A 15929-nucleotide genomic window follows, 5' to 3' on the forward strand; every position below is an offset into this window, starting at 1 on the left:
CATTTACCTATACCGTTGCAGCATCGCCACAATAATCCATCCAGCCTTAATAAAACGGGTCAGGCAATCATTGGCGCAATGATAAAACCAAAGGCAACGCCAGCAATGATCCCACCCAGTCCTGGCAGCATAAATGGATGGTTTAAGACATACTTGCCCACGCGCGTTGTCCCTGTGGTGTCGAACTCCATTGCCGCCAGAGAAGTCGGGTATGTTGGTAGAACAAACACCCCGGTTACCGCCACATAGGAGGCCAGAATTGCCCATGTAGGCACGCCGAGCGCAACGGCCAGAGGGATGATCAGCGGCGTGGTGGCGCCTTGCGAGTAGAGAAGCGCGCAGGTACCAAACAGCACCAGTGCCAACAGCATGGGATAAGCCCGTAGAATATCGCCTGCGATATCCTTAATCTCCGCTAAGTGGGCATCAATGAAGGTCGTTCCCAGTGTAACAATCCCGAGAATGACCGCCAGTGAACTCATCCCCGATCGAAACGTGGATGTCAGGACAATAGCATCGGTTGAAGTTTTGCATAACACCACCATCAGGCAAGCGGCAGCCAGCATACAGATAATGATGATATCCCGGGTATTCATTGGGTTGCCTGCATCGAATCCAGGGCGTAGCTGCGGGCAGGCGGCAAGAATAACGATGACGACCGTTGCCAGCATAAACAGGGCGACTGAGAGTTTGGCACCCGGCGTGGTGCTGTTTTGCCCTTCATATTTACGCACTAATCCTTTTTGCAGGCGTTCCAGATAGACTTCATCATCCTGTAGCTCGCATCCCTGACGTGAGGCGATAAAAGCGGCAACCATCGCGGCGACAAAAGAAGCTGGCAGACATACAGCCATGACCTGAATAAAAGTGATACCGTTGCCTTCCATAATGGTCAGCATAGCCGCCATTGCGGCACTGATCGGCGAACCGGATATCGCCACCTGGGAGGCGACTACGGATCCGGCGAGCGTACGAGAAGGGCGGATACCGGACTCTTTGGCGACTTCGGCAATCACTGGCAGGGTAGAAAATACAATGAACCCTGTTCCGGCCATAATGGTCATCGACCAGGTGATAATCGGTGCAATAATATTGATATATTTAGGGTTACGCCGCATGAAATTACCGGCAACGCGAACCAGATAATCCATACCTCCTGCGGCCTGTAGCGCCGATGCTGCCACGACAACTGTCATAATAATGAGGATAACGTCAACGGGTGGCGAGCCAATTTGCAGATCAAATCCCAACGTTAAAATAGCCAGCCCCAGACCACCGCATAAACCGATACCTATTCCGCCGAGGCGGATACCAAAAAATATTGCACCCAACACGACGATAATTTCTAACCAAACCATAATGGCCTCCGCCAGAGAATAATTTGTTATTAAAATAAGTGGTTGTTTAATGCTTTATTAATCTGGTGACGGCTGTTATTGCGCCAGAAGATGATGTTTGCCAACTCGTTTTTCGTACCATTTAATACCGGCGCGAACTAATGATCCGGTTGAGTCAATATATTTATCTGGAGACTTTCTGACTGCGTCGGCAAGAATGACGGGGACTTCAGTACATCCCAGTACAATGATTTGTGCGCCGCGTGAGAAGAGCACTTCAGCCTGTTCATTCATCAGCGTTTGTGCCCGCTTAAGGTCGCCGGCTTTTAAGCAATAAATACTTTCCATGACCTTTTCCTGACCGGATGAATCAGGACTGATGCAGGTTAAACCAAGAGATTCTATGCCTTTTTGGTAGAGTCCCATGTAAAGGGTGGCGTTAGTAGCAAGTAAACCGATACGTGATTTTCCGCAGTTTTTGACCTCATTCATGGTTGTTTCAACGATACTGAGTAACTCTGTATGACAGCACTCTTTTAATTCATTAAACCAAAAGTGGGCGGTATTACAGGGGATCACAATACACTCCGCACCAGCATCTTCCAGTTTGTGCATATAATCACGCATTGCCGGAAGTGGGGAATGACCATGATGCATTAACGCATCAGTTCGGTCTGGAATATCAGGGATGGATGAAATAATTAATGGAATATGTTCCTGATCGCGTTGCGCTGCGGTAAATGTGACGAATTTATTAAAAAGATCGACGGTTGCAGCAGGCCCCATACCACCAAGTACGCCAATTAAACCTTTCACGATATATACCTCTATTTACCGATTTTTAATATTCAGAGCTGGTTTCTATCTGGTGCTTATGTTTAACAGCAGAGTGTCGTGAGGAGAAATGCAATAATGTTTGATTCAATGCAATAAACGCATGAGTGTGATGTCTTTTACCACTTCAGCAGGCCGGTAATCAGCCAGAGGCCCGACATTACGCGGTGGGTGAGCGGTCGTGGTCGATGGGTAAAGAAACATGTTAATGTCAAAAACGAAGGTATTATGCAAAAAACGAATCACCAGATGCTGATGTTGAATATCATCTCCGGGAATATTCAGGCATGATGCTTAAGACTAATCGACATATTTAAACATCCGCGTGACAGGCATGAAAAATATCGAGACAAAATGGTTATATGATTTTCTAACGCTGGAAGCGTGTCGTCATTTTTCTCAGGCCGCAGAGGAGCGCAACCTATCCCAACCGGCATTTAGTCGGCGGATCAAGGCGCTCGAATCCGCTGTTGGGGTGCTGCTGTTTGACCGTACGACAAGTCCACTGCAGCTGACGGAGGAGGGTAAGTTATTCCATTCGCAGACCCGTAGCCTGCTACAACAGCTGGAATGCAATTTAGATGAGCTAAGCGGTCACAACCTGCTTGGCGTTCCCAATATCAAAATAGCGGCGGCACATTCTCTGTCGCTGACGATGTTGCCCAGATTAGTACATTCAATGTCGGCATGGGGCGAGGAGTTTGTTTACCACGTCGAAGCGATTGACGTAGTCCAGGCGGTGAATACGCTGCGCGAGGGGAAAAGTGATTTTATTATCTCCTTTCGCGATGAAGACTTAATGCAGTCACCTTTCTGCGGCTTGAAGGTTTTTGAGTCTGAGCTGTATCCCGTCTGTGCTGCGGATGCACAGGGTAAGGCGTTGTTTGATATCTATCAGCCGCAGGTGCCGATTCTGAACTATACCAGCACTTCCTACATGGGAAGATTGGTTAACCGTCACCTGGCGGAGGTGGGGAGTATTTCAGCGCGTACGCTGTTTATGTCTTCGATGAGTGAGCTATTGAAGAATATGGCATTGGATGGTCATGGTATCGCCTGGCTGCCAGCGTGGACGATCGTGAACGAACTACGGGATAAGCGCCTGGTTTGTCTGGACACGCCGGAGTTGATGGTGCCAATTCAGGCCTATATTTACCGAATGGATACCCGTTTGAATAAAACGGCTGAGCATTTCTGGCGGATTTTGTACAACCATATGCCAGAGGATCTGGTTACGCTCACTTGATACGCGCCAGCTTGTCTGGCGCGCGGGGATCGTTACGCCACTGCTTTTTCTGTTTGCTGGGCTTTCAGCCAGGCGATCTCTTCGGCCCATATATCCGGATTAATGGTTTCCAGTACCAGCGGAATACCGTCAAAACGATTATCCTGCATAATCCAACGGAAGGCATCATGGCCAATATTGCCTTCACCCAGGCTGTGATGACGGTCAACGCGACTGCCAAACGCGCTCTTGGCGTCGTTCAGGTGCATACCGCGTAGATACTTGAAACCGACAATACGTTCAAATTCCGCAAACGTCTTTTCGCACTCTTCTGCGGAACGCAAATCGTACCCCGCCGCGAAAGCGTGGCAGGTATCAATACAAACGCCAACACGGGACTTATCTTCGACGCCGTCGATAATGGCGGCCAGGTGCTCAAACTTGAATCCCAGATTACTACCTTGTCCGGCGGTATTTTCGATAACTGCCGTCACGCCCTGGGTCTGAGCGAGGACGATGTTGATGGATTCGGCAATGCGCGCCAGACATTCATCTTCCGGGATCTGCATCAAATGGCTGCCCGGGTGAAAGTTCAGCAGGGATAAGCCCAGCAGTTCACAGCGTTGCATTTCATCAAGAAACGCATCACGCGATTTTTCCAGCGCATCGCTGACCGGGTGACCGAGGTTAATCAGGTAACTGTCGTGAGGCAGGATTTGTGCGGAGGTGTAGTGGTACTTCTCGCAGGCAGATTTGAAATCATCAATGATTTCTGTGGTTAGCGGCGCAGCACGCCACTGGCGCTGATTCTTGGTGAACAGGGCGAATGCGGTCGCTTCGATTTCTGCGGCTCGAATAGCGGCGTTAGCCAGACCGCCAGCGGCGCTTACGTGCGCTCCGATGTATTTCATAAATTTAACCCGCCATACTCAAATACAAAAAGGGAGAGTATAGCGGGTTAATGGAGGTGAGTCGTGATCGTTTATGCCATCAGGGCGTGGACAGCGACGTTAATCGCACCACCACCGACAATCAGCCAGACAAACAGCAGCAGGGCCATCAGTAACGGTTTGGCACCGGCTTTTTTCAGTGCGCTAACGTGAGTGGTTAACCCCAGTGCAGCCATTGCCATTGCCAGCAAAATGGTGTCCAGCGTTACCAGCATGTTCACAACCGACTGCGGCAGCAGGTGGAACGAGTTAAAAATCGCGACCACAATGAACAGGATGGCAAACCATGGAATAGTGATTTTGCTTTTCTCACCGCCCGTAGCCGGAGACAACTGTTTAACGCGTGCGGCCAGGAGGATGAGGAACGGTGCCAGCATCATGACACGCAGCATTTTGGCAATAACCGCGGCGTTTTCCGCATCCGGGTTAATGGCGTGCCCGGCAGCCACTACCTGTGCTACTTCATGCATGGTGGAACCAATGTAAATGCCGTAGGTTTCTGGGCTAAACCAGTGTGCCAGCAGCGGATACATTGCCGGATACAGGAAGATAGCGATGGTACCGAAGATCACCACGGTGGCGACAGCGACGGTTACCTTACTGGCTTCCGCTTTCACTACCGGCTCGGTTGCCAGCACGGCGGCGGCACCACAAATGCTGCTCCCCGCACCAATCAGCCAACTGGTATGGCGGTCCAGACCAAACACTTTCTGCCCCAGGAAGCAGGCAATCATAAAGGTACTGCTCAGCGTTAACACATCAATCACGATACCGCTGACGCCGACGTCAGCAATTTGCGCGAAGGTGAGGCGGAAGCCGTAGAGGATGATCCCCAAACGTAATAAGTGTTGTTTAGCAAACAGCACGCCGCCGTCACAGCTTTTCCAGATGTGCGGATAGACGGTGTTGCCGAGGACCATCCCCAACAAGATTGCTAAGGTGAGGGCGCTGAACCCGGCACCTGCGACGGCGGGAATGGATCCACCCCATAAGGCGACCCCAGTGATAACTGCACTTAGGGCAAGCCCCGGAATAAAATGCCACGCTGTACGACGATGAGTCTGCAAGGTGAGTTCTGTCATATCCTTCTCCTTTATCTGGGTAAAAGAGTACGGCGAAGTGGTTTAAAAATAAAATTGATTATATATTTATAATTAATCTCTATAAGTGGTAAGTAACGGATATCCGGTGGAAAACGACTATGCATATCACCTTGCGGCAACTTGAAGTGTTTGCTGAGGTACTAAAAAGCGGTTCAACGACCCAGGCGTCTGTCATGCTGGCATTGTCGCAATCGGCGGTGAGTGCGGCACTTACCGATCTGGAAGGGCAACTCGGCGTGCAACTGTTTGACCGCGTCGGCAAACGGCTAGTGGTCAACGAGCACGGGCGTTTGCTCTACCCGCGAGCGTTGGCGTTACTTGAGCAAACGACCGAAATCGAACAGCTTTTTCGCGAAGATAATGGTGCCATTCGGGTCTATGCCAGTAGCACCATTGGTAACTATATCTTGCCTGCTATGATCGCCCGCTATCGGCAGGATTTTCCTGATTTGCCGCTCGAGCTGAGCGTGGGTAACAGTCAGGATGTGATCAATGCGGTGCTTGATTTTCGGGTAGACATTGGGCTGATTGAAGGGCCGTGTCACAGTACTGAAATTATCTCTGAACCGTGGCTGGAAGACGAGCTGGTGGTGTTTGCCGCACCGTCGTCACCGCTCACAAAGGGGCCTGTTACGCTGGAACAGCTGGCGGCTTCGCCGTGGATCCTGCGTGAGCGAGGATCCGGTACGCGTGAACTGGTGGATTACCTGCTGTTGTCTCATCTGCCGAGATTTCAGATGGCAATGGAGTTGGGTAACTCAGAGGCCATTAAGCATGCGGTACGCCATGGTCTCGGGATCAGCTGCTTGTCGCGTCGGGTCATTGCGGAGCAGTTGCAGGCGGGAACGCTGAGCGAAGTTCCCGTGCCGCTGCCGCGTTTAGTCCGCACTCTCTGGCGCGTCCATCACCGTCAAAAACACCTTTCAAATGCCATTACGCGTTTTTTACATTACAGCGATCAGGTCGAGCTGGGCGAATAGGGCGCTTACAGTCGTAAGGTCATCTCTTTATAGAACGGCGGTTATATCTTAACCGCTGTGCGCCGCAAATTTTCTGCTTTACTTATAATCCGCGGCCAGTCATGAAGGTCTCTTATAACAGCGTATTTGTGCCGGAAGAATGCCATTTCGTCTGCTACAATCGCGCCTCATTTTTTGGATGGATAGCATTTTCACATGGTTTCCGAAACTAAAACCACAGAAGCGCCCACGCTACGTCGTGAACTGAAGGCGCGTCACCTGACGATGATTGCCATTGGAGGCTCCATCGGTACAGGTCTTTTCGTTGCATCTGGTGCAACTATTTCTGCAGCGGGTCCAGGCGGCGCGTTGTTCTCTTATATTCTGATCGGTCTGATGGTGTACTTCCTGATGACCAGCCTCGGTGAACTGGCTGCCTATATGCCGGTTTCCGGCTCGTTTTCCACCTACGGTCAGAACTATGTAGAAGAAGGCTTTGGCTTCGCGCTGGGCTGGAACTACTGGTACAACTGGGCGGTAACGATTGCCGTTGACCTGGTGGCCGCACAGTTGGTGATGAGCTGGTGGTTCCCGGACACGCCGGGCTGGATCTGGAGTGCGCTGTTCCTTGGCGTTATCTTCCTGCTGAACTACATTTCCGTTCGCGGATTTGGTGAAGCGGAATATTGGTTCTCACTGATCAAAGTTACCACCGTCATTATCTTCATCGTGGTTGGCGTGATGATGATTTTCGGTATCTTCAAAGGCGCTCAGCCGGTGGGCTGGAGCAACTGGACGACCGGTGATGCACCGTTTGCCGGTGGTTTTGCTGCGATGATTGGCGTGGCGATGATCGTCGGCTTCTCCTTCCAGGGGACAGAGCTTATCGGTATCGCGGCTGGCGAATCTGAAGATCCTGAAAAGAACATTCCACGTGCGGTACGTCAGGTGTTCTGGCGAATCCTGCTGTTCTATGTGTTCGCGATTTTGATTATCAGCCTGATCATTCCGTACACCGATCCAAGCCTGCTGCGTAACGATGTAAAAGACATCAGCGTTAGCCCGTTCACGTTGGTATTCCAGCATGCGGGTCTGCTGTCTGCGGCAGCGGTGATGAACGCAGTTATCCTGACGGCGGTGCTGTCGGCAGGTAACTCCGGGATGTACGCCTCCACGCGTATGCTTTATACCCTGGCATGTGACGGTAAAGCGCCGCGTATTTTCGGCAAACTGTCTCGTGGCGGCGTACCGCGTAACGCGCTGTATGCGACCACCGTGGTGGCGGGGCTGTGCTTCCTGACTTCAATGTTTGGCAACCAGACCGTGTATCTGTGGCTGCTGAATACTTCCGGGATGACGGGCTTTATCGCCTGGCTGGGGATTGCTATTAGCCACTATCGCTTCCGTCGCGGTTATGTGCTGCAGGGTCACGATGTGAAGGACCTGCCGTACCGTTCTGGCTTCTTCCCGCTGGGTCCGATCTTCGCCTTTGTGCTGTGCCTGATTATTACCCTGGGTCAGAACTACGAAGCGTTCCTGAAAGACAGCATTGACTGGGGCGGCGTGATGGCTACCTATATCGGTATCCCGCTGTTCCTGATTATCTGGTTTGGCTATAAGCTGACCAAAGGAACCCGTTTTGTTCGCTACAGCGAAATGAAATTCCCGGGTCGCGTGAAGAAGTAACAGTATAAAAAAGCATAACAAAAACCCCGGCATGATGAGTACCGGGGTTTTTTATTGCGTCAGACTTAGAAGCTGTAAGTCATGCCAACCGTGTAACGACGTCCATCAAGGACGGTGTCGTAGGTATCGTAATCGATTTGTTTATCCAGCACGTTATACACGCCAGCGGTCATCAACAGATCCTTGGTAGCATAGTAACGTAAACCAACGTCGACCTGAGTATAGGACGGGGTGCCCTGTGCCATTGAGGTACGGCTCAGGTATTCAGACGTTTTCCCGCGCAGATTCAGACGGCTCCAGAAACCGAGATCCTGCGTAGCCTGCCAGTCCAGCGTCGTGTTAAACATATGCTTCGGCATTTTGTTCAACGGTTGGCCGGAGAACTGACCGCTTTTCTGCTCAGATTCCGTGTAGGTGTAGTTCGCGGTCCAGTTGACGTCGGAGGTTATTTTCCAGCCGAAGGTGGATTCTACGCCGCGCATATTGGCTTTATCGACGTTAACGCGATCGCTGACGAAGTCATAAGTAGTATTGCCGATGGTGCAGGCCGGATCGGAACTGCTGTTACAACGGCGAACTTCGGTGATTTTGTTTTTAAAGTCGGTATTGAACAATGTAACGCCTGCGTTGAGGTTGTTGCCGTTATCCCACAGTAAACCGATCTCTTCGCTGAGGCTTTTCTCCGGCTTCAGATCCGGGTTGCCGACAATGATTCCGTTCAGACGGCCGCCGCCGGTGACCTGTCCCCAACTGGCAGAAGACTGGCGCAGATCCGGTGCGCGATAGCCCGCGGAAACGCCGCCTTTTAAGGTCCACTGATCGCTCAGATGCCATACGCCATAGCCGCGCGGCGTCCAGTTGTCACCGTAGTTTTCATCCTTATCCATACGCAGACCGCCGGTCAGCGTGAAGGTATCGGTAACGGCCCATTCATCTTCAGCAAACAGCGCCCAGCTCCAGCGGGTCAGTTTGTTCAGTCCATCAGCCGCTTGCAGCTGGTTGCCGTTATCGCGTAGTTTTTCATAACGGTATTGCCCGCCCAACGTCAGGGTGTGCGCCCCAAGGAATACCTGGTTCTGGTTATTGAAAATCGTGTTGTAGGACTTCATCTGGCGACCGGGATTGTCGGTCTCTTCCTGCTGGACATAGCTGGTGGAGTTGAAGTCGTCGTAATAACCGCTGTGGGTTATTGAGTACGTGGTGTGCACATACTTGTTTTCGCTTTTACTGTTGGGCTTACAGCTTCCGTTACGGCAGTTTTCCTCTGCCATGGATTTGCCTGGCGTACTGTCGCGATCCTGCAATTCACGTGCGTAATCGAAATCGATGTCGTTTTTATCATCTGGCGTAAAGTTCAGGGTTAATCCCCCGCTACGCATACGCTGTTCATTGTAGCCATTTACGATTTCATCTTCTGCGCGGTGGGAGAATAATCCGGTCACCTTCGCGCCAAGTAATCCGTCAATCAGTGGTCCAGACGCATAGGCGTTGGTCTGGTAAATATCGCCGGAATCTCTGTCTTCCTGGAAAGTGGCATCGCCGTGTAAGGATCCGGTCCAGGCTTTGGTATTCGACACTTTTTTGGTGATGACGTTAATAACGCCACCCATCGCATCGGAGCCGTAAAGCGATGACATTGGGCCACGGATGACTTCGATACGCTCGATGGATTCCAGCGGCGGTAACCAGCCTTGTTCAATACCTGAGTTATCGCTGTTAGGTCGTGTGCCGCGTGTGCTGATACGTTTGCCATTGACCAGGAACAGCGTGTATTGCGAAGCCATACCACGAATACTGATATCGCTGCTGCTTCCCCCGCCAGTGACGACGACGCCAGGGACATCTTTTAGCGCATCGGTGACATCTCGATAGGCTTTGTCCTCAATCTGCTGCTTGGTAATAACAGATATTGAAGCCGGGGCATCCTGAATTTTCTGCTCGAAACCGGTAGCGGTAACGACCACGGTGTCTTGTTCAGCGGCATGGCCGAGTGATGGGAGGCAGGCGACGCATACTGCGGCAGCTACAGCCTTAACGTGAGGTATAGTCATTTGTATCATTCCATTTAAATGAATCAAACTGCGCGTCATGTGAAAGGCCATGACAATTGTATGTATTTGTCTTTTAAGGACTCTTTTCAGTAAAGAAGCGGGGGGATTGTACAAAAGTATGAATATTTGTAAACACAAATGATAATAGAAATCATTTGTGTTTGATATGATTTGGAGTGAAATGCTTTTTTAATCAATAAGATAGTTGGGGAAGAAAAAAGGAGAAAAAGTGAAGGAATGATGGAGAAATGAAGAGGGCTTCCGCCCTCAACTCAGGAATTACTTCAGCAAATACTGGGCGTGGAAGCGCAGGTGATCCTCAATAAACGACGCAATAAAGTAATAGCTGTGGTCGTAACCAGGCTGGATGCGTAGCGTCATTGGCCATGCGGTCTGACGGGCAGTTTCGGCCAGTACCGCGGGCTGCAACTGATCGGCAAGAAACTGATCGCTGTCTCCCTGATCGATTAACGTCGGGATCGCGTCTGCGGGTTTGCTGGCCAGCATTAACGCGCAGCTATCCCACTCTGCCCACTGTGTTTTATCTTCGCCCAGATAAGCGCTAAACGCCTTCTCACCCCACGGAACGCGACAAGGGTTTACGATCGGCGCAAAGGCGGAAACGCTGGTGTATCTCCCGGGATTTTTCAGCGCCATAATCAATGCGCCGTGGCCGCCCATGGAGTGTCCGCTGATGGCGCAGCGATCGCTGACGTTAAACTGCGACTGAATCAGTACCGGAAGCTCATCACGCAGATAGTCATACATACGAAAATGCGTTGCCCACGGCTGCTGGGTGGCATTGAGGTAAAATCCGGCCCCTTGACCTAAATCGTAGCCATCATCGTTGGCAACCTGCTCGCCGCGCGGGCTGGTGTCCGGCATCACGAGAACAATACCCAGCTCAGCTGCAATGCGCTGCGCGCCTGCTTTGGTAGTGAAGTTTTCATCATTACAGGTCAGGCCCGACAGCCAGTACAGCACCGGAGGCGCGGCGTTATCACGGGGTGGTGGAAGAAAAATACTGAAGGTCATGGCGCAATTTAACGTGGCGGAGTCGTGACGCCAGCGTTGCTGCCAGCCTTCAAAACAGCGGTGCTCTTCAAGCATTTCCATGCGTGGCTCCTTGTTGTGTTGAACCTGAATGTGTTTGCGAACTCATCATAATACAGATTATTCATAGCACTGTGAGTAACTTTCACTTCCGCATTGAGCAAACATACTTCATCATCTATATAACTTTACATTAACACTCGACGTCACCGGGCTGAACGACAAGTGAAATCAGCAATGCTGAAAGGCTGTGCCAATTTCAATAATTATCACGGTGAATACTGGATTATGTGCGCCGCCTCACGCACAATGTTCTGGCTGTGACACAGCCTAAAAACTTTGCCCCATGCAGGGCAGAGGCGCCCCACCTGCAGGAGAAGAAGAAATGTCATCACTCAGTAAAGAAGCGGCACTGGTTCATGAAGCGCTGGTTGCGCGTGGTCTCGAAACCCCGCTGCGCCCGCCCGTGCAAGAGATGGATAACGAAACACGCAAACGTCTTATCTCTGGCCATATGACCGAGATTATGCAATTGCTCAATCTCGATTTGAGCGATGACAGTCTGATGGAAACTCCGCATCGCATTGCGAAAATGTATGTCGATGAGATTTTCTCCGGCCTCGATTACGCCAACTTCCCGAAAATCACCGTCATTGAAAACAAAATGAAGGTGGACGAGATGGTCACGGTTCGTGATATCACGCTGACCAGCACCTGTGAACACCACTTTGTCACTATCGATGGCAAAGCGACGGTGGCGTATATTCCGAAAGATTCGGTCATTGGTCTGTCGAAGATTAACCGCATTGTGCAGTTCTTTGCACAGCGTCCGCAGGTACAGGAACGTCTGACCCAGCAAATTCTCACCGCGCTGCAAACGCTGCTCGGGACGAATAATGTGGCGGTATCGATTGATGCGGTGCATTACTGTGTGAAAGCGCGCGGCATTCGCGATGCGACCAGTGCGACCACCACTACTTCTCTTGGCGGATTGTTTAAGTCCAGCCAGAACACGCGTCAGGAATTTCTGCGCGCAGTACGTCATCACAACTGATTAGGGCAGGAACCATGGAGCGTAATGTCACGCTGGATTTTATTCGTGGCGTCGCCATTCTTGGTATCCTGCTTCTCAATATTAGCGCCTTTGGCTTGCCAAAGGCGGCATACCTCAATCCCGCCTGGTATGGCTACATCACCTTATCCGACGCCTGGACCTGGGCGCTGCTCGATCTCTTCGCGCAGGTAAAATTCCTCACGCTGTTTGCGCTACTGTTCGGTGCCGGTCTGCAAATGCTGCTCCCGCGTGGTAAACGCTGGATCCAGTCGCGGCTTACGTTGCTGGTGCTGTTGGGTTTTATTCACGGTTTACTCTTCTGGGATGGCGATATCCTGCTGGCATATGGCTTGATCGGCCTGATTTGTTGGCGGCTGATCCGGGATGCGCCGTCGGTAAAAAGCTTATTTAACACCGGTGTGCTGCTGTATCTGGTGGGCGTTGGCGTACTGCTGCTGCTGGGAGTGATCTCCGGGAGCGAAACCAGCCGCGCCTGGACACCGGATGCTTCAGCGTTGCTGTATGAAAAATACTGGAAAGTGAACGGCGGAATGGAAGCAATCAGCAATCGCGTGGATATGATGTCCAATAGCTTGCTGGCGCTGGGTGCGCAATACGGTTGGCAACTGGCGGGAATGATGCTGCTCGGCGCGGCATTAATGCGTAGCGGCTGGCTAAAAGGGCAGTACAGTTTGCAGCATTATCGACGCACTGGCGTTTTGCTGGTTATTATCGGCATGGCGATTAACCTGCCTGCTATCGTCGCCCAGTGGCAACTGGACTGGTCCTACCGCTGGTGTGCCTTCCTGTTACAAGCCCCGCGAGAGTTGGGTGCGCCTTTGCAAACCATTGGTTATGCCGCGCTGATGTTTGGTTTCTGGCCGCAGCTTAGTCGCTTCAAATGGGTCATTGCTATCGCCTGTGTGGGGCGCATGGCATTAACCAACTATCTGTTACAAACCTTAATCTGCACCACGTTGTTTTATCAGGCCGGTTTATTTATGAAATTTGACCGGCTGGAGCTGCTGTTTTTCGTCATCCCTGTCTGGGCGATTAACTTACTTTTCTCTGTCATATGGCTGCGTTTCTACCGGCAGGGCCCGGTGGAATGGCTGTGGCGTCAATTAACCCTGCGTGCTGCGGGGACATCATTACCGCGAACATCCAGATAACGATCTGGATCACATTCATTAACAAAATGGATGTAAGCGCTTTCATTCCTGTGACTTCACTCACGCAGTCCGTTTCATTGTGCTGACAAAATACCCAGCCTGGGGTGTCTGCGGGCAGCCGCAATCTAAAACAGGGCAGTGAATATGGTAACCATTCGTGATGTGGCACGGCAGTCTGGCGTTTCTGTAGCGACCGTTTCCCGCGTACTGAACAACAGTGCGCTGGTGAGTCCCGATACGCGTGAAGCGGTAATGAAGGCAGTCACTCAGCTTGGCTATCGACCTAATGCCAACGCACAAGCGCTGGCGACGCAGGTAAGCGACACGATTGGCGTTGTCGTCATGGATGTATCAGATGCGTTTTTTGGCGCGCTGGTAAAAGCCGTGGATATGGTTGCCCAGCAGCATCAGAAGTATGTCCTGATTGGCAACAGCTACCATGAGGCGGAAAAAGAACGTCATGCCATTGAGGTGTTGATTCGCCAACGTTGTAACGCGCTGATTGTACACTCTAAAGCACTGAGCGATCGGGAACTGGCCGAGTTTATGGATCAAATCCCCGGCATGGTACTGATCAACCGCCTTGTTCCTGGCTACGCCCACCGTTGCGTCTGCCTGGATAACATCAGCGGTGCCAAAATGGCTACCCGAATGCTGCTAAATAATGGTCATCAACGCATCGGTTATCTGGCATCAAGCCACCGTATTGAAGATGACGCCATGCGCAAAGAAGGGTGGTTAACTGCCCTGAAAGAGCAGGGGATTGTTGCGGCAGAAAGCTGGGTCGGCACTGGTTCGCCCGATATGCAGGGCGGAGAGTCCGCGATGGTGGAATTGCTGGGGCGTAACTTACAACTGACGGCGGTCTTTGCTTACAACGACAATATGGCAGCCGGCGCGCTGACTGCGCTAAAAGATAACGGCATCGCTATTCCATTACACCTTTCTATCATTGGCTTCGATGATATTCCCATCGCGCGTTACACCGATCCGCAGCTAACCACTGTGCGCTATCCCATTGCCTCAATGGCAAAAATGGCGACGGAGCTTGCGCTACAGGGTGCGGCTGGCACGTTGGATCCGCAGGCGTCGCATTGTTTTATGCCAACGCTGGTGCGTCGTCATTCAGTCGCGCTGCGGCAGAATGCGGCACCGATCACTAACTCATAACGTTGCGCGATGTAACCGCTTTCAATATGTGAGTAAATTCACAGTATATTAACAATGCGATAGCTATGATGACACTGTTTGTTGCGCTGTAACTACTATGTAACGGTGAATAATCACTTTCATCGAGGTATAGGTGCCTTAAACAAAAATTAAAGCCTGTTTTTGGAGCGTTGCCAGACACGGAAGAAATATTTTTTAAAAGTGAGCTTCGGCGTTCAGTAACACTTCAGTAACGTTCTGCCTGCCGAGCATTTATCTCAAGTACTACCCTGCATAATAAAACCGGAGATACCATGAATAAGAAGGTGTTGACCCTGTCTGCTGTAATGGCAAGCATGTTATTCGGCGCGGCTGCGCACGCTGCTGATACCCGCATTGGTGTGACTATCTATAAGTATGACGATAACTTTATGTCTGTAGTACGTAAGGCTATTGAAAAAGATGCCAAAGCGGCACCAGATGTACAGCTGCTGATGAACGACTCGCAGAACGACCAGTCCAAACAAAACGATCAGATCGACGTGCTGCTGGCAAAAGGCGTTAAAGCACTGGCGATTAACCTGGTTGACCCGGCAGCTGCTGGCACGGTCATTGAAAAAGCACGCGGACAGAACGTACCGATCGTATTCTTCAATAAAGAACCTTCTCGTAAAGCGCTGGACAGCTATGACAAAGCGTATTACGTCGGTACCGACTCTAAAGAGTCCGGCATTATTCAGGGTGATTTGATTGCCAAACACTGGGCAGCTAACCCGAACTGGGACCTGAACAAAGACGGCAAAATTCAGTTTGTTCTGCTGAAAGGCGAACCGGGACACCCGGATGCTGAAGCACGTACCACTTACGTGATTAAAGAGCTGAACGACAAAGGCATTAAAACTGAGCAGCTGCAGTTAGATACTGCAATGTGGGATACCGCTCAGGCGAAAGATAAGATGGATGCGTGGATGTCTGGTCCAAACGCGAACAAAATTGAAGTGGTTATCGCTAACAACGATGCGATGGCAATGGGTGCAGTTGAAGCGCTGAAAGCGCACAACAAAACCAGCGTACCAGTATTTGGTGTGGATGCGCTGCCTGAAGCGCTGGCTCTGGTGAAATCTGGCGCCATGGCCGGTACCGTGCTGAACGATGCCAACAACCAGGCGAAAGCCACCTTCGATCTGGCGAAAAACCTGGCTGACGGTAAAGGTGCGGCAGATGGCACTAACTGGAAAATTGAGAACAAGATTGTTCGCGTTCCGTACGTAGGTGTCGATAAAGATAATCTGGCAGAGTTCACCAACAAATAAATACTCCGTATGTGGGCGCAATTTCATTGCGCCCTTAATAACG

The 15929-nt window shown here is 51.1% G+C and carries 13 protein-coding genes; 7 read left to right on the forward strand and 6 right to left on the reverse strand.

Translation table 11 applies throughout. The annotated features are described in order from the left end of the window. Nucleotides 1–59 precede the first annotated feature (59 nt). Nucleotides 60–1358 (reverse strand): anaerobic C4-dicarboxylate transporter, encoded by a 1299-nt coding sequence (locus OGY67_RS01650; protein ID WP_008785273.1) that lies wholly within the window; start codon nucleotides 1356–1358, stop codon nucleotides 60–62. 75 nt (nucleotides 1359–1433) lie between these two features. After that, a complete protein-coding gene (cuyB, locus tag OGY67_RS01655; protein ID WP_020996671.1) occupies nucleotides 1434–2153 on the reverse strand; it encodes a cysteate racemase in 720 nt (239 codons plus the stop codon). Nucleotides 2154–2505: 352 nt separating this feature from the next. Here cuyB and hypT point away from each other — a divergent pair, with 352 nt between their 5' ends. Further along, complete coding sequence (hypT, locus tag OGY67_RS01660) at nucleotides 2506–3417, forward strand: hypochlorite stress DNA-binding transcriptional regulator HypT (RefSeq protein WP_020996669.1); 912 nt, start codon at nucleotides 2506–2508, stop codon at nucleotides 3415–3417. Nucleotides 3418–3449: 32 nt separating this feature from the next. Here the strand turns inward: hypT and nfo are convergent, their stop codons facing one another. Continuing rightward, a complete protein-coding gene (gene nfo / locus OGY67_RS01665) occupies nucleotides 3450–4307 on the reverse strand; it encodes a deoxyribonuclease IV (protein ID WP_032944004.1) in 858 nt (285 codons plus the stop codon). 71 nt (nucleotides 4308–4378) lie between these two features. Then, nucleotides 4379–5428 carry a YeiH family protein gene (locus OGY67_RS01670; RefSeq protein WP_071444678.1) on the reverse strand — a complete coding sequence of 350 codons (1050 nt, stop codon included), beginning with the start codon at nucleotides 5426–5428 and terminating at the stop codon, nucleotides 4379–4381. Between the two features lie 119 nt (nucleotides 5429–5547). Between OGY67_RS01670 and yieE the strand changes: the two genes are divergently transcribed. Together yieE and lysP are read left to right on the forward strand one after the other, a co-directional pair. Next, nucleotides 5548–6429, forward strand: a complete 882-nt coding sequence (gene yieE, locus OGY67_RS01675) for a DNA-binding transcriptional regulator YeiE (RefSeq protein WP_111465325.1) — start codon at nucleotides 5548–5550, stop codon at nucleotides 6427–6429. A gap of 195 nt (nucleotides 6430–6624) precedes the next feature. Continuing rightward, the gene (gene lysP / locus OGY67_RS01680; protein ID WP_003834517.1) at nucleotides 6625–8094 is read left to right on the forward strand and encodes a lysine-specific permease; all 1470 of its coding nucleotides are present in this window, start codon (nucleotides 6625–6627) and stop codon (nucleotides 8092–8094) included. Between the two features lie 65 nt (nucleotides 8095–8159). On the opposite strand, the gene OGY67_RS01685 is transcribed toward lysP, so the two are convergent. Together OGY67_RS01685 and fghA are read right to left on the reverse strand one after the other, a co-directional pair. Further along, nucleotides 8160–10145 carry a ligand-gated channel protein gene (locus OGY67_RS01685; RefSeq protein WP_103285549.1) on the reverse strand — a complete coding sequence of 662 codons (1986 nt, stop codon included), beginning with the start codon at nucleotides 10143–10145 and terminating at the stop codon, nucleotides 8160–8162. Nucleotides 10146–10424: 279 nt separating this feature from the next. Further along, nucleotides 10425–11261, reverse strand: coding sequence for an S-formylglutathione hydrolase (gene fghA / locus OGY67_RS01690; protein ID WP_286573208.1), 837 nt, complete (start codon nucleotides 11259–11261; stop codon nucleotides 10425–10427). Nucleotides 11262–11583: 322 nt separating this feature from the next. Between fghA and folE the strand changes: the two genes are divergently transcribed. From folE to mglB, 4 genes are all read left to right on the forward strand, one after another. Further along, nucleotides 11584–12252, forward strand: coding sequence for a GTP cyclohydrolase I FolE (gene folE / locus OGY67_RS01695; protein ID WP_003027410.1), 669 nt, complete (start codon nucleotides 11584–11586; stop codon nucleotides 12250–12252). Between the two features lie 14 nt (nucleotides 12253–12266). Further along, the gene (gene yeiB, locus OGY67_RS01700) at nucleotides 12267–13424 is read left to right on the forward strand and encodes a DUF418 domain-containing protein YeiB (RefSeq protein ID WP_191227002.1); all 1158 of its coding nucleotides are present in this window, start codon (nucleotides 12267–12269) and stop codon (nucleotides 13422–13424) included. 144 nt (nucleotides 13425–13568) lie between these two features. After that, nucleotides 13569–14594: an HTH-type transcriptional regulator GalS gene (gene galS, locus OGY67_RS01705; protein ID WP_032943995.1), complete on the forward strand. Its 1026-nt coding sequence runs from the start codon at nucleotides 13569–13571 to the stop codon at nucleotides 14592–14594. A gap of 293 nt (nucleotides 14595–14887) precedes the next feature. Next, nucleotides 14888–15886: a galactose/glucose ABC transporter substrate-binding protein MglB gene (gene mglB / locus OGY67_RS01710; protein WP_003027399.1), complete on the forward strand. Its 999-nt coding sequence runs from the start codon at nucleotides 14888–14890 to the stop codon at nucleotides 15884–15886. Nucleotides 15887–15929: the final 43 nt, after the last annotated feature.

It is taken from the genome of Citrobacter sp. Cpo015, assembly GCF_030333035.1.
Lineage (GTDB): Bacteria > Pseudomonadota > Gammaproteobacteria > Enterobacterales > Enterobacteriaceae > Citrobacter > Citrobacter portucalensis.